At 47.7% G+C, this 22,025-nt stretch carries 15 protein-coding genes and 2 pseudogenes; 16 read left to right on the top strand and 1 reads right to left on the bottom strand.

The genetic code is table 11. From position 1 onward, the window contains the following. Positions 1-29: 29 nt before the first annotated feature. The 7 genes and pseudogenes from EL143_RS12625 to EL143_RS04100 all read left to right on the top strand — a co-directional run bounded on the left by EL143_RS12625 (position 30) and on the right by EL143_RS04100 (position 11,376). Positions 30-4,334 (top strand): RHS repeat-associated core domain-containing protein, encoded by a 4,305-nt coding sequence (locus EL143_RS12625; protein ID WP_126326584.1) that lies wholly within the window; start codon positions 30-32, stop codon positions 4,332-4,334. Positions 4,335-4,343: 9 nt separating this feature from the next. After that, complete coding sequence (locus EL143_RS04125; protein WP_126326582.1) at positions 4,344-4,706, top strand: cytochrome C biogenesis protein; 363 nt, start codon at positions 4,344-4,346, stop codon at positions 4,704-4,706. 66 nt (positions 4,707-4,772) lie between these two features. Beyond that, positions 4,773-5,414 (top strand): annotated as a pseudogene (locus EL143_RS04120) (DUF2169 domain-containing protein); the annotation flags it as partial. A 59-nt stretch (positions 5,415-5,473) separates the two neighbouring features. Beyond that, positions 5,474-9,601: a DUF6883 domain-containing protein gene (locus tag EL143_RS04115; protein ID WP_197719618.1), complete on the top strand. Its 4,128-nt coding sequence runs from the start codon at positions 5,474-5,476 to the stop codon at positions 9,599-9,601. A 23-nt stretch (positions 9,602-9,624) separates the two neighbouring features. Then, positions 9,625-9,828, top strand: coding sequence for a DUF4926 domain-containing protein (locus EL143_RS04110; RefSeq protein ID WP_085357097.1), 204 nt, complete (start codon positions 9,625-9,627; stop codon positions 9,826-9,828). A gap of 313 nt (positions 9,829-10,141) precedes the next feature. Beyond that, positions 10,142-11,029 carry an RHS repeat domain-containing protein gene (locus EL143_RS04105; protein ID WP_232001339.1) on the top strand — a complete coding sequence of 296 codons (888 nt, stop codon included), beginning with the start codon at positions 10,142-10,144 and terminating at the stop codon, positions 11,027-11,029. Between the two features lie 11 nt (positions 11,030-11,040). Then, positions 11,041-11,376, top strand: coding sequence for a hypothetical protein (locus EL143_RS04100; protein ID WP_040667335.1), 336 nt, complete (start codon positions 11,041-11,043; stop codon positions 11,374-11,376). 102 nt (positions 11,377-11,478) lie between these two features. On the opposite strand, the gene EL143_RS12620 is transcribed toward EL143_RS04100, so the two are convergent. Continuing rightward, on the bottom strand, positions 11,479-11,640 hold the full coding sequence (locus tag EL143_RS12620) for a hypothetical protein (protein WP_232001338.1): 162 nt from the start codon (positions 11,638-11,640) through the stop codon (positions 11,479-11,481). A 75-nt stretch (positions 11,641-11,715) separates the two neighbouring features. Between EL143_RS12620 and EL143_RS04095 the strand changes: the two genes are divergently transcribed. From EL143_RS04095 to EL143_RS04055, 9 genes and pseudogenes are all read left to right on the top strand, one after another. Beyond that, positions 11,716-13,362, top strand: a complete 1,647-nt coding sequence (locus EL143_RS04095; RefSeq protein ID WP_126326580.1) for an RHS repeat domain-containing protein — start codon at positions 11,716-11,718, stop codon at positions 13,360-13,362. 12 nt (positions 13,363-13,374) lie between these two features. Beyond that, positions 13,375-13,677: a hypothetical protein gene (locus tag EL143_RS04090; protein ID WP_085417557.1), complete on the top strand. Its 303-nt coding sequence runs from the start codon at positions 13,375-13,377 to the stop codon at positions 13,675-13,677. Positions 13,678-13,929: 252 nt separating this feature from the next. Next, positions 13,930-16,101 (top strand): DUF6531 domain-containing protein, encoded by a 2,172-nt coding sequence (locus EL143_RS12615; RefSeq protein WP_232001336.1) that lies wholly within the window; start codon positions 13,930-13,932, stop codon positions 16,099-16,101. A 122-nt stretch (positions 16,102-16,223) separates the two neighbouring features. Next, on the top strand, positions 16,224-16,964 hold the full coding sequence (locus EL143_RS12610; protein ID WP_126326578.1) for an RHS repeat-associated core domain-containing protein: 741 nt from the start codon (positions 16,224-16,226) through the stop codon (positions 16,962-16,964). A gap of 11 nt (positions 16,965-16,975) precedes the next feature. Then, positions 16,976-17,398: a DUF4265 domain-containing protein gene (locus tag EL143_RS04075; protein WP_158087848.1), complete on the top strand. Its 423-nt coding sequence runs from the start codon at positions 16,976-16,978 to the stop codon at positions 17,396-17,398. Positions 17,399-17,678: 280 nt separating this feature from the next. Beyond that, positions 17,679-19,310 carry an RHS repeat-associated core domain-containing protein gene (locus tag EL143_RS04070; protein ID WP_232001335.1) on the top strand — a complete coding sequence of 544 codons (1,632 nt, stop codon included), beginning with the start codon at positions 17,679-17,681 and terminating at the stop codon, positions 19,308-19,310. 4 nt (positions 19,311-19,314) lie between these two features. Next, positions 19,315-19,770 (top strand): hypothetical protein, encoded by a 456-nt coding sequence (locus EL143_RS04065; RefSeq protein ID WP_126326576.1) that lies wholly within the window; start codon positions 19,315-19,317, stop codon positions 19,768-19,770. Between the two features lie 30 nt (positions 19,771-19,800). After that, positions 19,801-21,618: pseudogene (locus EL143_RS04060) on the top strand (RHS repeat-associated core domain-containing protein); the annotation flags it as partial. Positions 21,619-21,644: 26 nt separating this feature from the next. Next, on the top strand, positions 21,645-22,007 hold the full coding sequence (locus EL143_RS04055) for a hypothetical protein (RefSeq protein ID WP_126326572.1): 363 nt from the start codon (positions 21,645-21,647) through the stop codon (positions 22,005-22,007). Positions 22,008-22,025: the final 18 nt, after the last annotated feature.

The raw sequence follows: 22,025 nt of genomic DNA, 5'->3' as shown, positions 1-22,025 counted from the left end.
AAGCAGATTACCGAAACAGGAGCATATTCATGGCCATCAACAAAATCGCCCGTAAGAGCAGCAAGTTCCGCGTGGTGTTTATGGTGCCCGATTTCTGTTGGCCGCCCCCGCCCGCTCCGCCTACCGTACCGCCGATTCCCTTCCCGCTGTTTGCCGATTTGGGCGGTGCTAAAACCGTTGCCAAAGACGTTAAAATCAACCGCAAACCCGCTTTCGTCTTCAAAGCCAGTAAAACCAACCGCACCTACGGCGACGAAATCGCCCTGCCCGGCCGCAAGGGGGTGTTGTCGCGCACCGCCACCAAACCGGCCTGGCCGATGATGCATTCTTCTTCGGTTAAAATCCGCAAACGCTATATCGTCCGTGCCGGCGATATGTTCCACATGAACAATAAGTATAAGAAGAAACTGCCGCCCAAGCCGTGTATTTCCTGTAAGGCTGCGGCGGCGGTCGGCCGTCCGGTCAATCCGATTCACGGGTTGAAGTTTCTGGAGAACGAAACCGACTTCGCTTTCGAAGGCTTGATGCCTTTGGTGTGGAACCGCAGCTATTATTCCGACCAAGACGGCACCGGCTGGCTCGGCGAGGGCTGGAGCGTACCCGGCAGCCAACGCATCATCCGCGATGCGGCGGGCTTGGCTTATATCGACGATCAGGGGCGGCTGTTTCCGCTACCGGAAGTGGACGAAGACGATGAAGAACCGGTGTTGTTCGAAAGCGAGCAAATCTGGTTCAGCAAAAATTCAGACGGCCATTATGTGATTGCGTCGTTAAACGGTTCGGTGTCGTTGCGTTTCGCGCCGCTGGCGGTCTCGGAAGACGATCCGAACGGCGACAACTGCGCCGAACTACCGCTGGTGGCGGTGGAAGATGCCAACGGTAACCATCAGCGTTTTATCTACCACCCGCTGACCGGATTGCCGCAATACATTATCGACGGCAACGGGCGGGTGTTTTATCTACATTTCGGCAATGTCGCCGACGAAACCTCGCCCAAACTGCGCTTATTGTCGGTATCGCTGCTTGATGCCCTGCCCGCTGTCGGCGAAACTGCACAGGTCGGAGCGGCGTTGGTGCGCTACGAATACAGCGGCAGCGGCGATTTGCTGCGCGTTATCGGCCGCGACGGCGCACTCAAACGCAGTTTCACTTATCAAAACAACCTGATGGTGTCGCACACCGATGCGGCGGGTTTGACCGCTTATTACGAATACAGCCATTACACCCCCACCGGCAAAGTACTGCGCAACTGGACTTCGTTGGGCGAAGAATGGCGTTTCACCTATCACGACGGCTACACCGAGGTAACCGATGTCTTGGGGCGCACCGAGCAATACCATTACGACTACAACAACGAGTTGACTAAACGGGTGTTTGCCGACGGCAGCGCAGTGCTGATGGAACGCGACAGCTTGGGCCGTCTGCTCAGCCACACCGACGCAATGGGCCGCGTTACCCGCTACCAATACAGCAACGAAGGCCAAATCGAGACCATCGTCCGTCCCGACGGCGCCATGCTGCATTTCGACTACGACGACAGCTACCGCCTGATCCGCAAAAGCGATGCCGAAGGCCATTACGACAGCTATACCTACGACGAAGCCGGCAATCTGCTCACCCATACCGACCCGCTGAAACACACCACCCGCTTCGAATACGCCGGCAACGGTTTGCTGCTGTCGGTAACCGACCCCAAAGGCAGCACCACCGAATATCACTACGATCATAACCACCAGCCCGACCTGATTACCGACTGCTCCGGCTACCAAACCAAACTGGCCTACACCCCCGAAGGGCAGTTGGCGCGCATCACTGATGCCTTAGGCCAGCACACCGAATACCATTACGACGCCAACCGAAACCTCACCCTCGCCCTTTATCCCGACGGCAGCAAAGAAACCTTCCGTTACGATGCTGCCGACCGCCTGACCAGCCATACCGACGGCGAAGGCCACACCACCGCATACGAATACGGCCAAGACGGTTTGCCGACGCAACGCACCAATGCGCTGGGTCACACCTTCGGCTACCACTACGACCAAGCAAGAAGGCTGATCGGCCTCACCAACGAAAACGGCGCCCGCTACCGCTTCGCCTACGACGTGCTCGACCGTTTGGTGGCCGAAAGCGGTTTCGACCACAAACTGACCGCCTACCACTACAACGCCGGTAACGAACTGGTGCAGCAAAACGAATACGGCGACGATGCCAGTATTGCCGCCAAACTGATGGCGCAATACGGCGGCCAACCCGTTAAAAGCACAGACAGAACACCGCTTTCAGACGGCCTTAAAGACAAAACCCCGCTCAGAATCACCGAGTTCCAACGCGACATCTTAGGCCGTCTGAAACACACCCTTGCCCACGACAACACAGGCAACATTCAGGAAACCGCCTACCATTACGACCTTAACGGCAACCTCGTCCGTGCCGCCAACCGGCACAGCATCACCTGTTTCGACTACAATCCCAACGGTCAACTTATCGGCCAACACCAATGGGAGGTACCGACTAAAGAAGAGAACGCCCGCAACGGCCTGATCGACACCGACTGGCGCGACCCGCAGTACGATATGCTGTTCCAGCCGATTACCAAGAGTATCCACTATCATTACGACTTCAACGGCAACCGCACCACCACCGTCCTGCCCGACGGCAGACAAATTAATTACCTGTATTACGGCAGCGGCCACCTGCACCAAATCAACCTCGACGGCGAAGTCGTCAGCGACATCGAACGCGACAAACTGCACCGCGAAATCCAAAGGACACAGGGTGCCTTAACCAGCCGCTACGAATTGGACCCGCTAGGCCGTCTGAAAAAACAGATTGCCGCACTCGACAGCCTGTCTGAAAGCGGCAGAGGCAAAAGCAAAACAGCTGCGGGTTACAGCCAAACCGCGGTCAAACGCAGCTACGGCTACGACAAAACCGGCAACCTGCTCCACAGCAGCGACCAGCGGACGGGAACCACGCATTTCGAGTACGACAAACTGGGCAGAATCACCCAAGCGGGCAACGAACGCTTCGCCTTCGACCCGGCACACAATATTCTTTCAGACAGGCATCGGGACAACGCAGTAAAAGACAACCGTCTTAAAGAATACAACGGCATCAGCTATTACTACGACGACCTCGGCAACCTGATTCACCGCGAACTGCCAAACGGCGAAGTGCAGAACTATTTTTACGATTTGCACGACCAACTGGTTAAAGTGGAAATCTTTAAGAAAGACGGTAGTAAAGAGACTTGGGCTTACCGCTACGATGCCTTGGGCAGACGAATCAGCAAAGGCCGTCTGAAAGAAAACAGAGGTGCTGAAACCCTTTCAGACGGCCTAAAAGACCATGCCTGTCTGAAAGCCGAGAACAGTAAAGATATTATAGATAGCGAAATTACCTTCCTTTGGGACGGCAGCCATCTGTTACAAGAAACACATTCAGACGGCCTCTATACCTACATCTACACCGACCAAGATTCCTATGAACCGCTGGCGCAAATCCGTGATTGGACGGATATAGAAGGCGAAAGCAAACAGCAAACCCACTATTTCCACTGCGACCAAATCGGCATACCGAGAGAAATGACCGATAAAGACGGCAATCTGCTGTGGTTTGGGGATTATTACGGTTGGGGTAAGCTGAAGAGCGAAACCAACATAACGGAAACAGCTCATCAGCCGTTTAGGTTACAGAATCAGTATTGCGACCAAGAGACGGGGTTACATTACAACTTCTTTAGGTATTACGAACCTGATGCGGGTAGGTTTGTTAATCAGGATCCGATTGGATTAGAAGGAGGAGAAAATCTATATCGTTTTGCACCTAATACCAGTTCATGGATCGATCCCAGTGGTAATTTACCTATATTGGCTGCGATTGCTATAGGAGTATTAGCAGGTGCAGCAGTGGATGTGGGCTTTCAAGTCGCGGAGAATTTCCTAACAGACAAACCGCTAGATTGTATCAATTGGAATTCGGTAGCTGTGAGCGCAGTAATTGGTGGCATTATTCCGACAATCCCGGGTGCAGCTACAGTTGGTAAATGTGCATTTAAAGTTGGAAAAAATGCTTTTAGTTTCATGAAAAATAAGTTTGCATCAAGAGGATTTAGAAACAAATACAACCAATTATTTGGGAAAAGAGGTGCTGGAAAAGCACGTAGGCGTGCAGGAAGACAACTTAGTAAAGCTAATAAGAATGCAGCAAACAATATATCTCAAATGAAAAAATTTGCTGCAATAGGAGCTGCTGTTTTTGCAACTAGCACTTTAATTAAAACGGTCGTTGGTGGTGAAAAACATAGTGTCTTTAGTAACTCTTCGTGCGAATAAGGAATCTCTATGTTTAATAAGATAAAAATATTTATTCAAAAATATTGGATAAGCTTCTTAGTTTCATGGTTTTGTCTTTGGCTTTGGATGTCTTATTATGGGAATGATATTGTAGTTAAATTAACTATATTTCCTATTATTTCTTTTTCCCTTCTACTATCATTTTATCTTGAATTAGAAAGAAAAAATTGTAAATACTTATCTATTATACAAGTTTTATTTGGCATGATGCTTGGTTTGCTGATTCAAATAAAGAGAGAAAATATATTAATTGTGGAGGGAATAATCCTAGGAGGACTTTGGGGATTAGCAACTCCTATCTGGGTTAAGTTATTTGTATTTTTCAAAAATAAAATCGGAAATTACATATGATAATTTTATGAATTTGCTTTCGGCGGGAGCGAAGTTGAAGACGACCACACGGGCTATCAGGAAAACGCCATCGGCATCGGCTATTACCCGAAATCTTTCCTGCAAAAAAACAGCTTCAAGCGGATGCTGAGAGCCCATCAGATTTACGATCCGGCCAAGCCCGTGCGCGATCCTGCCGAAAAAGCCTCCCCCGAAGGCTTCGGTTTCATGCCGCGCTACTTCGCCCAACGCGCCAAACATACCGGCACCGCCGACACCCATTGGATTGAAAACCGCGCCCCGCTGCTGCCGGAAGATTTTTCTATGGCATATTGGAACGGTGCGCATCCGTCGCTGCAACTGCCCCATCTGAAACCCAACCATATTTATGAACTCGGTTTCACCGGCATGGTGCATTCCTTCCAAGCGCCCAACCAACATTTTACCGTCGAACTGCCGGTAGAAACCGTGTTCATCCATGCCTATACCGCAGCCAATCAGTCTTTGTGTAAAGATATGGTGTTGGACACCGTGTTTGTGGATGTGGAAAAACGGCGCATCGACTGCAACTACCGAACCTCTTTTGCGGAAGAGCTGGAAATCGCCTCGTGCCAACTCAGATTTATCGCGCGGCACGAACGGGGAGACCAAATCGCAGCCGCCCAAGCCTGCCGCGATTCGCAAACCGAATTTATCCCCATACCGCCATCACTAACGGCACACGCATAAACCGATTGATTTCCAAACGCAAACCGCTTTAAGCAGATTACCGAAACAGGAGCATATTCATGGCCGTCAACAAAATCGCCCGTAAGAGCAGCAAGTTCCGCGTGGTTTTTATGGTGCCCGACTTCTGTTGGCCGCCCCCGCCCGCTCCGCCGCAAGTGCCGCCGATTCCCCTCCCTCTGTTCGCCGACCTCGGCGGTGCCCAAAACGTTACCGAGGACGTCAGAATCAACCGCAAGCAGGCTTTCGTCTTCAATGCCAGTAAAACCAATAAAACCTACGGCGACGAAATCGCCCTGCCCGGCCGCAAAGGGGTGATTTCCCGCACCGCCACCCAACCGGCCTGGCCGATGATGCATTCTTCTTCGGTTAAAATCCGCCAACGCTATATCGTCCGTGCCGGCGATATGTTCCATATGAACAATAAGTATAAGAAGCCGAGGCCCCCCAAACCGTGTATTTCTTGTAAGATGGCAGCGGCGGTCGGCCGCCCGGTCAATCCGATTCACGGGTTGAAATTTCTGGAGAACGAAACCGACTTTGCTTTCGAAGGCTTGATGCCGCTGGTATGGAACCGCAGCTATTATTCCGACCAAGACGGCACCGGCTGGCTCGGCGAGGGTTGGAGCGTACCCGGCAGCCAACGCATCATCCGCGATGCGGCGGGCTTGGCCTATATCGATGATCAGGGGCGGCTGTTTCCGCTGCCGGAAGTGGACGAAGACGATGAAGAACCGGTGTTGTTCGAGAGCGAGCAAATCTGGTTCAGTAAGAATTCAGACGGCCATTATGTGATTGCCTCGTTAAACGGTTCGGTGTCGTTGCGTTTCGCGCCGCTGGCGGTGTCGGAAGACGATCCGAACGGCAACAGTTGCAGCCTCTTGCCATTGGTGGCGGTGGAAGATGCCAACGGTAACCATCAGCGCTTTATCTACCACCCGCTGACCGGTTTGCCGCAATACATCATTGACGGCAACGGGCGGGTGTTTTACTTACATTTCGGCAATGTCGCCGATGCCGCCGCGCCCAAACTGCGCTTGTTGTCGGTATCGCTGCTCGATGCCCTGCCCGCTGTCGGCGAAGCCGCACAGATCGGCGCGGCATTGGTGCGCTACGAATACAGCAGTAGCGGCGATTTGCTGCGCGTGATCGGCCGCGACGGCGCGGTCAAACGCAGTTTTACCTATCAAAACAACCTGATGGTGTCGCACACCGATGCGGCGGGCTTAACCGCCTATTACGAATACAGCCATTACACTCCCACCGGCAAAGTGCTGCGCAATTGGACTTCGTTGGGCGAAGAATGGCGTTTCACCTATCACGACGGCTACACCGAAGTTACCGATGTCTTGGGGCGCACCGAGCAATACCATTACGACGATAACAACGAGTTGACTAAACGGGTGTTCGCCGACGGCAGCACTGTATTGATGGAACGCGACAGCTTGGGCCGTCTGCTCAGCCACACCGACGCCATGGGGCGCGTTACCCGTTACCAATACAGCAACGAAGGTCAAATCGAGACCATCGTCCGCCCCGACGGCGCCATGCTGCATTTCGACTACGACGACAGCTACCGCCTCATCCGCAAAAGCGATGCCGAAGGCCATTACGACAGCTACACCTACGACGAAGCCGGCAATCTGCTCACCCACACCGACCCGCTCAAACACACCACCCGTTTCGAGTATGCCGGCAACGGTTTGCTGTTGAGCGTTACCGACCCGAAAGGCAGCACCACCGAGTATCACTACGACCATAACCACCAGCCCGACCTGATTACCGACTGCTCCGGCTACCAAACCAAACTGGCCTACACCCCCGAAGGGCAGTTGGCGCGCATCACCGATGCCTTGGGCCAACACACCGAATACCATTACGACACCAACCGAAACCTCACCCTCGCCCTTTATCCCGACGGCAGCAAAGAAACCTTCCGTTATGATGCTGCCGACCGCCTGACCGCCCATACCGACGGCGAAGGCCACACCACCGCATACGAATACGGCCAAGACGGTTTGCCGACACAGCGTACCAATGCGCTGGGCCACACCTTCGGCTACCACTACGACCAAGCAAGAAGGCTCATCGGCCTTACCAACGAAAACGGCGCCCGCTACCGCTTCGCCTACGACGTGCTCGACCGTTTGGTGGCCGAAAGCGGTTTCGACCATAAACTGACCGCCTATCACTACAACGCCGGCAACGAACTGGTGCAGCAGAGCGAATACGGCGACGATGCCTCCGTAGCCGCCAAACTGATGGCGCAATACGGCGGCCAACCCGTTAAAAGCACAGACAGAACACCGCTTTCAGACGGCCTTAAAGACAAAACCCCGCTCAGAATCACCGAGTTCCAACGCGACATCTTAGGCCGTCTGAAACACACCCTTGCCCACGACAACACAGGCAACATTCAGGAAACCGCCTACCATTACGACCTTAACGGCAACCTCGTCCGTGCCGCCAACCGGCACAGCATCACCTGTTTCGACTACAATCCCAACGGTCAACTTATCGGCCAACACCAATGGGAGGTACCGACTAAAGAAGAGAACGCCCGCAACGGCCTGATCGACACCGACTGGCGCGACCCGCAGTACGATATGCTGTTCCAGCCGATTACCAAGAGTATCCACTATCATTACGACTTCAACGGCAACCGCACCACCACCGTCCTGCCCGACGGCAGACAAATTAATTACCTGTATTACGGCAGCGGCCACCTGCACCAAATCAACCTCGACGGCGAAGTCGTCAGCGACATCGAACGCGACAAACTGCACCGCGAAATCCAAAGGACACAGGGTGCCTTAACCAGCCGCTACGAATTGGACCCGCTAGGCCGTCTGAAAAAACAGATTGCCGCACTCGACAGCCTGTCTGAAAGCGGCAGAGGCAAAAGCAAAACAGCTGCGGGTTACAGCCAAACCGCGGTCAAACGCAGCTACGGCTACGACAAAACCGGCAACCTGCTCCACAGCAGCGACCAGCGGACGGGAACCACGCATTTCGAGTACGACAAACTCGGCCAGCCCCTGAAAGTACAAAACCAAACCTTTGCCTTCGACCCAGCCTACAACCTGATCAACGAATACGGAGAGCAGGTTAAAGACAACCGCATTGCCGCCTATAACGGTATAAAATTCATCTACGACGATTTCGGCAACACCATCCACAAAGAACATTCGGACGGCAGCACCCAAAACCTGTATTACGACCTGTTCGACCGTTTGGTTAAAGTGGAAACATTTAAGAAGAACGCCGAAACGGGAGAGTGGGATAAAGAAATTTGGACATTTGAATACGATGCGTTAGACAGAAGAGTAAGCAAAGGCCGTCTGAAAGCTGAAAACGGCAAAGATATTTTAGATAGTGAAATTGCCTTCCTTTGGGACGGCAGCCACTTGTTGCAGGAAACACATTCAGACGACCTATATACTTACATCTACACAGACCAAGATTCTTACGAACCGCTGGCGCAAATTCACAACTATACAAACACGGAAAGCGAAAGCAAACAGGAAATCAATTACTTTCATTGCGACCAAATCGGCATACCGCGTGAAATGACCGATAAAAACGGTAAACTGCTTTGGTTCGGCGAATACGACGCTTGGGGCAAACTGGTTAAAGAAACCAACGTAACGGGAAGCGCGCACCAGCCGTTCAGGTTGCAGAACCAATATTGCGACAGCGAAATCAGGCTGCATTACAATTTCTTCCGGTATTACGATTCTGATGTTGGACGGTTTGTTAATCAGGATCCGATTGGCTTATTGGGTGGAGATAATTCATACAGACTAACTCCCAATATTCAAATATGGATTGACCCATTAGGTCTTTGTCCTAAATCCACATTACCAAATGCTGATAAAGCTGTCATTGACCCTAAAAAAATCAAAGGATATGCCTTGAATACAGAACACCCAGTCGGTGGAAATAAAGCAAAAGTTTTTCAATCCGCGTTAGGATTTAATCAATCAAATGCAGATGAATTAATTGAGAAAATTCAACAAGGTGTTTGTGAAAACCCTGCAACTCTAGGCAAATGTGATGAACATGGTCAACGTTATACCGTTGATATTCCAATGACTGGTCCAAATGGAAAAACTGCCACAGTTAGGACAGGTTGGATAATTGATAGTGGAAAATCAATTCCGCGATTAACAACTACATACGTTTTGTAGTTAATTATTTTAAGGAAGTATCTGTGAAATATTCTCTTCTAGAAGTAGTTCAATTACAACAAGATTTCCCTAGATTTAATTTACGAAAGGGGGATATTGGTGCAATTGTAGAAGTTTATTCAAATCCTTATGAAGCATATGAGGTTGAATTTTGTGATAATGAAGGAAAAACAATTGCACTCTTAACTTTAAAGCCAGAACAATTGATGTCATTTTCTGGAACATAACATCATTCTTAGGAAACTTAAAGGATAAAAGTAAACTGACAACCTGATCCATAACACTAGCTAACGAAGAAGCACAACGCATTTCGAGTACGAAAAACTCAGTAAAATCATCAAAGCGTGCAACCGGCTGTTCGCCTTCGACCCCGCACACAACATTATCGACAGCCACGAGCGCAAAATACACGATAACCGCCTTGCCGAATACGGCGGCGCAAAATTCTTTTACGACACATTCGGCAACACTGTACACAAAGAATTTGCCGACGGAGAAACCCAAAACCTGTATTACGATGTCTTCCACCAGCTTGTAAAAGTGGAAACCTTCAAACACAATCCCGAAACGGGAGAATGGGTAAAAGAGACATGGCTGTTTGATTATGACGCATTGGGTCGCAGAATCAGTAAAGGCCGTCTGAAAAACGGCGGGCAAGTTTCAGACGGCCTCGAAGACGTTACCGGGTTTGTATGGAGCGGCAGCCGTTTGGTTCAAGAAATGTACGGCAACGGCAGATATACCTATATCCACACCGACCAAGACAGTTACGAACCGCTGGCGCAAATTCACAGCTACACCGATACGGAAGGCAAAAGCAGACAGGAAATCAACTACTTCCACTGCGACCAAATCGGCATTCCCCGCGAGATGACCGACAGGGACGGCAATCTGATATGGTTCGGCGAATACGACGCTTGGGGCAAACTGGTTAAAGAAACCAACGTAACGGGAAGGGCGCACCAACCGTTCAGGTTACAAAACCAGTATTGCGACAGCGAAATCAGGCTGCATTACAATTTCTTCCGGTATTACGATCCTGATGTGGGGCGGTTTGTGAATCAGGATCCGATTGGGTTGTGGGGTGATGATAACTTCTACACTTTTGCTCCGAATGCACAAGATTGGATTGATCCCCTTGGGTTAAAAAAGAAATCCTCTTCCCGTAAACCAAAATTTGTTTCTACAAAATCAACAGGAAGAACCAAGCCAAGAAATCGACTAGAAAGCAAAATAATGGATCAAGTGAAAAAACACCCTGAAAAAGGAGATGTTCTTATTGATGAAAGCCAGATAAAAGATAAGTGTTATGCAGGAAAAGGATGGAATAAAATGGAGCAAAAAGTAGATGGTGTGACAGTTCACTATATGGCAAGATTTGATCCTAAAGGGAAAATGAGCCATGTTACTGACTTTAAATTTAAGTGATTAAATATTTTATGAATAAATTTGTTTATAAAAATAGCTCTTTAGCTTCTCAACATTGGGAATTTTGTAATAAAGAAAAACTCCCGTTTATTACAATAAACTCTCTTGATAAATATTATAGTGAAATTTTCTATGATATAACTGATATTACTAATAATTTAGAAGAAATTTCAGAGTCTGTGAAAGAGATTTTTTCATTTTATAATAAATTTTTCTGCATGCCTGGATACATTACAGAAAAATATAACGATCAGTATTATTACTTTGAATTTCCCGTTCAAAAAGATCATGCTGAGTTTATTGCCAATCAATTATTTGATTATCTGCATAATCAGATTTCACCATAATAAAAACTTCAATAACCCGTTGGCGAAACCAACACCTCTCTACTTTCAGACGGCCTCCGAGACAAAACCCCGCTCAGAATCACCGAGTTCCAACGCGACATCTTAGGCCGTCTGAAACACACCCTTGCCCACGACAACACAGGCAACATTCAGGAAACCGCCTACCATTACGACCTTAACGGCAACCTCGTCCGTGCCGCCAACCGGCACAGCATCACCTGTTTCGACTACAATCCCAACGGTCAACTTATCGGCCAACACCAATGGGAGGTACCGACTAAAGAAGAGAACGCCCGCAACGGCCTGATCGACACCGACTGGCGCGACCCGCAGTACGATATGCTGTTCCAGCCGATTACCAAGAGTATCCACTATCATTACGACTTCAACGGCAACCGCACCACCACCGTCCTGCCCGACGGCAGACAAATTAATTACCTGTATTACGGCAGCGGCCACCTGCACCAAATCAACCTCGACGGCGAAGTCGTCAGCGACATCGAACGCGACAAACTGCACCGCGAAATCCAAAGGACACAGGGTGCCTTAACCAGCCGCTACGAATTGGACCCGCTAGGCCGTCTGAAAAAACAGATTGCCGCACTCGACAGCCTGTCTGAAAGCGGCAGAGGCAAAAGCAAAACAGCTGCGGGTTACAGTCAAACCGCCGTCAAACGCAGCTACGGCTACGACAAAACCGGCAACCTGCTCCACAGCAGCGACCAGCGGACGGGTACCACGCATTTCGAGTACGACAAACTCGGCCAGCCCCTGAAAGTGCAAAACCAAACCTTTGCCTTCGACCCCGCCTACAACCTGATTAACGAATACGGGCAACAGGTAAAAGACAACCGCATTGCGGCTTACAACGGCATAAAATTCTTCTACGACGACTTCGGCAACACCATCCACAAAGAACATTCGGACGGCAGCACCCAAAACCTGCATTACGACTTGTTCGACCGCTTGGTTAAAGTGGAAACATTTAATAAAAACGCCGAAACGGGAGAATGGGACAAAGAAGTTTGGGTGTTTGAATACGATGCGCTGGACAGAAGGGTAAGCAAAGGCCGTCTGAAAAACGGCGGTATGGAAACTATTGAAAACGTTTCAGACGGCCTAAGAGACAATGCTTGTCTGAATACACCAAACAGCAAAGATATTTTAGACAGCGAAATCACATTCCTGTGGGACGGCAGCCGCCTGCTTCAGGAACAAAATTCAGACGGCCTTTACACTTACATCTACACCGACCAAGACAGTTACGAACCCCTAGCCCAAATTCACAACTACACAAACACGGGAAGCGAAAGCAAACAGGAAATCAATTATTTCCACTGCGACCAAATCGGCATACCGAGAGAAATGACTGATAAAAACGGTAAGCTGCTTTGGTTCGGCAAGTATGATGCTTGGGGCAAATTAACCGAAGAAACCAACGTAACGGGAACCGCGCACCAGCCGTTCAGATTACAGAACCAGTATTGCGACAGTGAAATCCGGCTGCATTACAATTTCTTCCGTTATTACGATTCTGACGTGGGCAGGTTTGTTAATCAGGATCCAATTGGGCTGAATGGTTCAATAAATTCTTATACTTTTGCTTTTAATACGTCAAAATGGATTGACCCCTTAGGCTGGAGTTGTGATGCAAAAAAGGTAAAAGAATTAGCTAGTCGCTTAAGCCCAAAAGTTAAACAACGTTTTAAATGTGAAGATTTTGCAGATGCTTTGCAGAAAGAAATGGAAAAAGAAGGTATTAGTGGAGAAAGAGTAAAAGTTAAAACTCATTCAAATAAAGGAGCCTATGGAAATATTTGGAGTGATAAAGCAGGAGCAAATATTTCAGAAAATGGAATTCATCATGCGATTAAATGTGGAGACACTGTATTCGACAATATGAATCCAGGAGGCATTGAACATAATAAATGGGTTTCAGACCTTTTTTCACCAGGTGGACATAGTTTTTCATCAGTTTCTTTTTAAGAAAGATTAAAAATGCAAAATAATATTGTAAAACTTATTTTAGAAATAGAAAAAAGACCAATGATGTATATCGGGCACAATAGTATTTTTTGCTTAAAAGCTTTTCTAGATGGTTGGCATTTTAGAAATCCTAAGCATATAGATAATTCAGAAATACTTATAGAATTTACAGATTGGATTCAAGAAAAGTTCAACATTGATCGATATAGCGTTTCATGGGATAAATTGTTATTTTTCCTTTATCAAGATGAAGAGATAGCATTGAATAACTTTTTTTTAAATTTTAATCAATTTCTTCAAGAAAGAAATCAATAATTCGATACCTACTTTCATATTCATGCAGGTATCGAATCAGTAAACATCTATTAGGCTTCAACCCAACAAAACTCCAGGTTATCTAAAAGCGCAGAAGCACAATCCTGTAGACCAAATCGCAGCCGCCCAAGCCTGCCGCGATTCGCAAACCGAATTTATCCCCATACCGCCATCACTAACGGCACACGCATAAACCGATTGATTTCCAAACGCAAACCGCTTTAAGCAGATTACCGAAACAGGAGCATATTCATGGCCGTCAACAAAATCGCCCGTAAGAGCAGCAAGTTCCGCGTGGTTTTTATGGTGCCCGACTTCTGTTGGCCGCCCCCGCCCGCTCCGCCGCAAGTGCCGCCGATTCCCCTCCCTCTGTTCGCCGACCTCGGCGGTGCCCAAAACGTTACCGAGGACGTCAGAATCAACCGCAAGCAGGCTTTTGTCTTCAATGCCAGTAAAACCAATAAAACCTACGGCGACGAAATCGCCCTGCCCGGCCGCAAAGGGGTGATTTCCCGCACCGCCACCCAACCGGCCTGGCCGATGATGCATTCTTCTTCGGTTAAAATCCGCCAACGCTATATCGTCCGTGCCGGCGATATGTTCCATATGAACAATAAGTATAAGAAGCCGAGGCCCCCCAAACCGTGTATTTCTTGTAAGATGGCAGCGGCGGTCGGCCGCCCGGTCAATCCGATTCACGGGTTGAAATTTCTGGAGAACGAAACCGACTTTGCTTTCGAAGGCTTGATGCCGCTGGTATGGAACCGCAGCTATTATTCCGACCAAGACGGCACCGGCTGGCTCGGCGAGGGCTGGAGCATACCCGGCAGCCAACGCATCATCCGCGATGCGGCAGGCTTGGCCTATATCGATGACCAGGGGCGGCTGTTTCCGCTGCCGGAAGTGGACGAAGACGATGAAGAACCGGTGTTGTTCGAAAGCGAGCAAATCTGGTTTAGTAAGAATTCAGACGGCCATTATGTGATTGCTTCGTTGAATGGTTCTGTTTCGTTGCGTTTCGCGCCGCTGGCGGTCTCGGAAGACGATCCGAACGGCGACAGTTGCAGCCTCTTGCCGTTGGTGGCGGTGGAAGATGCCAACGGTAACCATCAGCGTTTTATCTACCACCCGCTGACCGGATTGCCGCAATACATTATCGACGGCAACGGGCGGGTGTTTTATCTACATTTCGGCAATGTCGCCGACGAAACCTCGCCCAAACTGCGCTTATTGTCGGTATCGCTGCTTGATGCCCTGCCCGCTGTCGGCGCAGCCGCGCAGGTCGGGGCGGCATTGGTGCGCTACGAATACAGCGGCAGCGGCGATTTGCTGCGCGTGATCGGCCGCGACGGCGCAGTCAAACGCAGTTTCACCTATCAAAACAACCTGATGGTGTCGCACACCGATGCGGCGGGTTTGACCGCCTATTACGAATACAGCCATTACACTCCCACCGGCAAAGTGCTGCGCAACTGGACTTCGTTGGGCGAAGAATGGCGTTTCGCTTATCACGACGGCTACACCGAAGTTACCGATGTCTTGGGGCGCACCGAACAATATCATTACGACGATAACAACGAGTTGACCAAACGGGTGTTTGCCGACGGCAGCGCAGTGCTGATGGAACGCGACAGCTTGGGCCGTCTGCTCAGCCACACCGACGCAATGGGTCGCGTTACCCGTTACCAATACAGCAACGAAGGCCAAATCGAGACCATCGTCCGCCCCGACGGCGCCATGCTGCATTTCGACTACGACGACAGCTACCGCCTGATCCGCAAAAGCGATGCCGAAGGCCACTACGACAGCTACACCTACGACGAAGCCGGCAATCTGCTCACCCACACCGACCCGCTCAAACACACCACCCGTTTCGAGTATGCCGGCAACGGTTTGCTGTTGAGCGTTACCGACCCGAAAGGCAGCACCACCGAGTATCACTACGACCATAACCACCAGCCCGACCTGATTACCGACTGCTCCGGCTACCAAACCAAACTGGCCTACACCCCCGAAGGGCAGTTGGCGCGCATCACCGATGCCTTGGGCCAACACACCGAATACCATTACGACACCAACCGAAACCTCACCCTCGCCCTTTATCCCGACGGCAGCAAAGAAACCTTCCGTTATGATGCTGCCGACCGCCTGACCGCCCATACCGACGGCGAAGGCCACACCACCGCATACGAATACGGCCAAGACGGTTTGCCGACACAGCGTACCAATGCGCTGGGCCACACCTTCGGCTACCACTACGACCAAGCAAGAAGGCTCATCGGCCTTACCAACGAAAACGGCGCCCGCTACCGCTTCGCCTACGACGTGCTCGACCGTTTGGTGGCCGAAAGCGGTTTCGACCATAAACTGACCGCCTATCACTACAACGCCGGCAACGAACTGGTGCAGCAGAAGGCCGTCTGAAAGAAAACAGAGGTGCTGAAACCCTTTCAGACGGCCTAAGAGACAATGCCTGTCTGAAAGCCGAGAACAGTAAAGATATTATAGATAGCAAAATTACCTTCCTTTGGGACGGCAGCCATCTGTTGCAAGAGCAAAATTCAGACGGCCTCTATACTTACATCTACACCGATGCAGACAGCTACGAACCGCTGGCGCAAATCTTCAACCGGACACACACAGAAGAAACCAAACAAAGTATCCATTATTTCCACTGCGACCAAATCGGTATCCCGCGCGAGATGACCGATAAGGATGGCAATTTATTGTGGTTCGGGGATTATTACGGTTGGGGTAAGCTGAAGAGCGAAACCAACGTAACGGAAACAGCGCATCAACCGTTTAGGTTGCAGAACCAGTATTTTGACCTTGAGACGGGGTTACATTACAACTTCTTCAGATATTACGAACCGGACTGCGGTAGGTTTATCAATCAAGACCCGATTGGGTTATGGGGAGGAAGTAATTTTTATCAGTTTGCTTTTAACTCCCAAGTATGGTTTGACCCTCTTGGGCTAATGGCACAGCTTGTTAGACTTTTTGTAAAAATGCTAAGTAAGCAAGGAACTCGACCAGGTAAAGACTTTACTCGCGCAGGTAAAAAAGCAGTTAAACAGCAAAATGCAGCTGACAATAATGGAAAAATGATTTGTAGCAGGTGTGGAAAAGAAGTAGTTGAACCTCAAAGACATCAACGGGGAGTTACACCCCCAAAAAATGAAGCACATGTGGATCATATTATCCCTAAATCTAAAGGTGGCTCAGGAACTGTTGAAAATGGGCAAATACTTTGTAGAACTTGCAACTTACAAAAAAGTAATAAATGAGGAATTTTATTATGAAAAAAATTTTTTTTAAATTAACTATTAAAGATGGCTATCCACCAGTAAGTGAAGAAAGTATTTGGGGTGATAAAGTAGAAGATAATATTTTTAAAATTAAAAATATACCGTTTTACACTAAAGATGTTTCTTTTGATGATACTGTATCTGTCATAGAAAAAAATGAAAATTTATATTACAAAAAAACAGTTAAATCATCTGGAAATAGTACGATAAGGGTTATTTTTTTTAGTGAAGAAGAAATAGATGAATGTATTAGTCATTTTGAAGAAATGGGCTGTGATTATGAGAAATTTTCTTCAAATTTTATATCTATAAACATTCCAATAACATTAAATATAGAAATAGTTTTAAATTACTTAGAATATTTAAGTTCTAAAGAAATAGCAGATTATGAATACGGAAAAATTTCGCAATAAAAAATGTAGCAAGCGTAAGTTGAGCCTCGACCCAACCGAACCGTAAAACCGTCTGAAACAAACCCTTGCCCACGACAACAAAGGCAACATTCAGGAAACCGCCTATCATTACGACCTTAACGGTAACCTCGTCCGTGCCGCCAACCGGCACAGCATTACCTGTTTCGACTACAACGCAGGAGGCCAACTCATCGGCCAACACCGGTGGAAGGTACCGACCCAAGAAGAGAACGAGCAAAACGGCCTGATCGACACCGACTGGCGCGACCCGCAGTACGATATGCTGTTCCAGCCGATCACCAAGAGTATCCACTACCATTACGACTTCAACGGCAACCGCACCACCACCGTATTGCCCGACGGCCGCCAAATCAACTACCTTTATTACGGCAGCAGCCACCTGCACCAAATCAACCTCGACGGCGAAGTCGTCAGCGACATCGAACGCGACAAACTGCACCGCGAAATCCAAAGGACACAGGGTGCTTTAACCAGCCGCTACGAATTGGACCCGCTGGGCCGTCTGAAAAAACAAATCGCCGCGCTCAACAGCCTGTCTGAAAGCGGCAACGGCAAAAACAAAGTAGCAGCGGGTTACAGCCAAACCGCGGTCAAACGCAGCTACGGCTACGACAAAACCGGCAACCTGCTCCACAGCACCGACCAGCGGACGGGAACGACACATTTCGAATACGACAAACTGGGCAGAATCACCAAAGCGGGTGATGAACTGTTTGCTTTCGACCCCGCGCACAATATTCTTTCAGACAGGCATCGGGACAACGCAGTAAAAGACAACCGTCTTAAAGAATACAACGGCATCAGCTATTACTACGACGACCTCGGCAATCTGATTCATAGGGAACTGCCAAACGGCGAAGTACAGAACTATTTCTACGATTTGCACGACCAACTGGTTAAAGCGGAAATCTTTAAGAAAGACGGCACGAAAGAGACTTGGGCTTACCATTACGATGCCTTGGGTAGACGGGTTAGCAAAGGCCGTCTGAAAGCAAACGGTACCGAAGTTTCAGACAGGCATTCAACAGACCATGCCTGTCTGAATACACCAAACAGCAAAGATATTTTAGACAACGAAATTGCCTTTCTGTGGGACGGCAGCCACTTGTTACAAGAACAAAATTCAGACGGCCTCTACACCTATATCTATACTGAAGCAGACAGCTATGAACCGCTGGCGCAAATCCATGATTGGATGGATGTAGAGGGTGAGGCTAAACAACAGACCAGCTATTTCCATTGTGACCAAATCGGTATTCCGAGAGAGATGACCGATAAAGACGGTAATTTGTTGTGGTTTGGGGATTATTACGGTTGGGGTAAGCTGAAAAGCGAGACCAACATTAACAACGCCCACCAGCCGTTTAGGTTGCAGAACCAATATTACGATGAAGAGACGGGCTTACATTACAACTTCTTTAGGTATTACGAACCTGATGTAGGTAGGTTTGTGAATCAGGATCCGATTGGGTTGTGGGGTGGAGATAATTTTTATTCTTTTGCTCCTAATGTCTTAACATGGGTAGATATTTTAGGTTGGCACTCATCAGGATCTTGGGGAACAATGAGGTGTCAAATGAATAAAACGGGCAGTAATAAATTTAGAACATTTACGGGATATAGTTCTGGAGCGGGAGGGCAAGGAGCTAGACACCCCTTAATAAAAAGATTGTTTAAAAAACATAAAAAAGATGGGAGAAGTGGAAAATGCGTTGAAGCAGATATATTAAGTCAAATTGCTGATGAATTTAACCTTAATACACCGGTGGACTTAAAGAGATTTTTGACTAAACATAAATGCTCAGCCATTCAAGTTACAAGAAATATAGATCAAAAAGCTTTACCACCATGTCCAAACTGCGCACCTGCTGTTCATTCATTAGGAATTTAAATAGATGAAAAAAGTCCAAAAAAAATTTCATAAACAGATAAATAATAACGTAGAACGAGATGATAATATTGTCTTAAATAACATATTATCGGAGGGTTTGTTAGTTAATTATTCTGTTGTAGATGAAGTTAAAATATTGCTATTTTTTACTAAAAAATATGTAGTTACTCTAAGCGACAATTATCGTTTCTCTACCGATATTGAGTTTGCAGAAGGGTATTTGAATAAAAAAATTTCTTTAAAACAATTAAATCAACGTGAGAATTTAGCACTGAGATATTTAGATAGCTTAAATAATGAGTTCGAGAAAAGCATACAAGAATTAACATTATATTTTTTAAATGCTAACTTTCTTGATGGTGTTGAACAAGATCAAGATGTAGGCGGATTTCTTTATCTACTATCTAACGTTCAAAAAGATTTATGTAAAAAATTTTACGATTTTCTGAAAGAAACGTAGTTAAATTTACATTAAATCTAAAAAATTTTAGACGGCCTTAAAGACAAAACCCCGCTCAGAATCACCGAGTTCCAACGCGATATCTTAGGCCGTCTGAAACACACCCTTGCCCACGATAACACAGGCAATATTCAGGAAACCGCCTATCATTACGACCTTAACGGCAACCTCGTCCGTGCCGCCAACCGAGACACCGTAACCTGTTTCGACTACAACCCCAACGGCCAACTCATCGGCCAACACCGGTGGAAGGTACCGACCCGAGAAGAGAACGAGCAAAACGGCCTGATAGACACCGACTGGCGCGACCCGCAGTACGATATGCTGTTTTTAACGCAGACCCAAAGTATCCATTACCATTACGATTTCAACGGCAACCGCACCACCACCGTATTGCCCGACGGCCGCCAGATCAACTACCTGTATTACGGCAGCGGCCACCTGCACCAAATCAACCTCGACGGCGAAGTCGTCAGCGACATCGAACGCGACAAACTGCACCGCGAAATCCAAAGGACACAGGGTGCTTTAACCAGCCGCTACGAATTGGACCCGCTGGGCCGTCTGAAAAAACAAATCGCCGCGCTCAACAGCCTGTCTGAAAGCGGCAACGGCAAAAACAAAGTAGCAGCGGGTTACAGCCAAACCGCGGTCAAACGCAGCTACGGCTACGACAAAACCGGCAACCTGCTCCACAGCAGCGACCAGCGGACGGGTACCACGCATTTCGAGTACGACAAACTCGGCCAGCCCCTGAAAGTGCAAAACCAAACCTTTGCCTTCGACCCCGCCTACAACCTGATTAACGAATACGGGCAACAGGTAAAAGACAACCGCATTGCGGCTTACAACGGCATAAAATTCTTCTACGACGACTTCGGCAACACCATCCACAAAGAACATTCGGACGGCAGCACCCAAAACCTGCATTACGACTTGTTCGACCGTTTGGTTAAAATGGAAACGTTTAAGAAAAACGCCAAAACAGGAGAGTGGGACAAAGAAGTTTGGGCATTTGAATACGATGCTTTGGACAGAAGGGTAAGCAAAGACCGTCTGAAAGCTGAAAACGGCAAAGATATTATAGACAGCGAAATCACATTCCTTTGGGACGGCAGCCACCTGTTGCAGGAAACACATTCAGACGGCCTATATACTTACATCTACACAGACCAAGATTCTTACGAACCGCTGGCGCAAATTCACAACTATACAAACACGGAAAGCGAAAGCAAACAGGAAATCAATTACTTTCATTGCGATCAAATCGGCATACCGCGTGAAATGACTGATAAAAACGGTAAGCTTCTTTGGTTAGGCGAATATGACGCTTGGGGAAAATTAACCAAAGAAACCAACGTAACGGGAAGGGCGCACCAGCCGTTCCGACTCCAAAACCAGTATTGCGACAGCGAAATCAGGCTACATTACAATTTCTTCCGGTATTACGACCCTGATGTGGGTAGGTTTATCAATCAAGACCCAATTGGACTGCTTGGAGGAAATAATCTTTATCATTTTGCACCTAATAGGCAAGTTTGGATTGACCCTTTAGGTTTAAATCCTTTAGTTGGTTTAAATCTATCTAGTATGAATCGCCAACAGATTGCAGATGTTTTATCAAAATCAGAAAATATTTCATGGAGAGGTGGTTCACCTGATGGTAGATTTATGCAATGGAATTATACAGATACTGGAAAATGTGCTGTTAGGCTAGATCCTCCTGATGATAAAACTCCAAATGATCATGCACATTTATATGATAGACAAGGAAACTCTCTAGATATTAAAGGAAATATTGTAGATAGAACATCTCCCGATGCTCACATTCCCATCCTACCCAATTAGTTGTTGAAATATTTAAAGGCAATGAAATGAATATACATGATTTAAGTATTAGCGATTGTCCTATAACTAAAGCAATCATTAATAAAAATGAAATAGTTTATTATTTTTCAGAAGCTTACTCAAAATCTTTGAGGCAATACATTTCTAACATTACAATTAAAATTAAAGATTGGTCTAAGTTTAGTGGAAAGCATTTTATATCTAAATCACCTTTTGAAAAGCCATTGATAAAAGTTATTTTAGAAAATGAAATAGAACCTTTTGAATTAATACAAGAATTTTCTATAAAAAACAATGATATATCCTTTAAAGGATGCAGCTCTAAATCTAAAGCTTGGTTAGAGTACACTTTCCAAAATCCAAATATAGAAGTTATAAGTAATCCTTAGTCCACCAACGGCCAAACT

Origin of the sequence: Neisseria canis (assembly GCF_900636765.1) — a bacterium.
In the GTDB taxonomy this organism is placed as follows: domain Bacteria; phylum Pseudomonadota; class Gammaproteobacteria; order Burkholderiales; family Neisseriaceae; genus Neisseria; species Neisseria canis.
The sequence above is the reverse complement of the archived record's forward strand: the minus strand, read 5'-3'. Positions and strand labels throughout refer to the sequence as shown.

What these genes read in the sequence shown, in the direction of transcription:
- EL143_RS04100 (WP_040667335.1), top strand. Translation starts at nt 11,041, where the DNA reads ATGAATAAATTTGTTTATAAAAATAGCTCTTTAGCTTCTCAACATTGG.
- EL143_RS12615 (WP_232001336.1), top strand. Translation starts at nt 13,930, where the DNA reads ATGGCCGTCAACAAAATCGCCCGTAAGAGCAGCAAGTTCCGCGTGGTT.
- EL143_RS04115 (WP_197719618.1), top strand. Translation starts at nt 5,474, where the DNA reads ATGGCCGTCAACAAAATCGCCCGTAAGAGCAGCAAGTTCCGCGTGGTT.
- EL143_RS04095 (WP_126326580.1), top strand. Translation starts at nt 11,716, where the DNA reads ATGCTGTTCCAGCCGATTACCAAGAGTATCCACTATCATTACGACTTC.
- EL143_RS04055 (WP_126326572.1), top strand. Translation starts at nt 21,645, where the DNA reads ATGAATATACATGATTTAAGTATTAGCGATTGTCCTATAACTAAAGCA.
- EL143_RS04090 (WP_085417557.1), top strand. Translation starts at nt 13,375, where the DNA reads ATGCAAAATAATATTGTAAAACTTATTTTAGAAATAGAAAAAAGACCA.
- EL143_RS04065 (WP_126326576.1), top strand. Translation starts at nt 19,315, where the DNA reads ATGAAAAAAGTCCAAAAAAAATTTCATAAACAGATAAATAATAACGTA.
- EL143_RS04075 (WP_158087848.1), top strand. Translation starts at nt 16,976, where the DNA reads ATGAAAAAAATTTTTTTTAAATTAACTATTAAAGATGGCTATCCACCA.
- EL143_RS12625 (WP_126326584.1), top strand. Translation starts at nt 30, where the DNA reads ATGGCCATCAACAAAATCGCCCGTAAGAGCAGCAAGTTCCGCGTGGTG.
- EL143_RS04125 (WP_126326582.1), top strand. Translation starts at nt 4,344, where the DNA reads ATGTTTAATAAGATAAAAATATTTATTCAAAAATATTGGATAAGCTTC.
- EL143_RS04070 (WP_232001335.1), top strand. Translation starts at nt 17,679, where the DNA reads ATGCTGTTCCAGCCGATCACCAAGAGTATCCACTACCATTACGACTTC.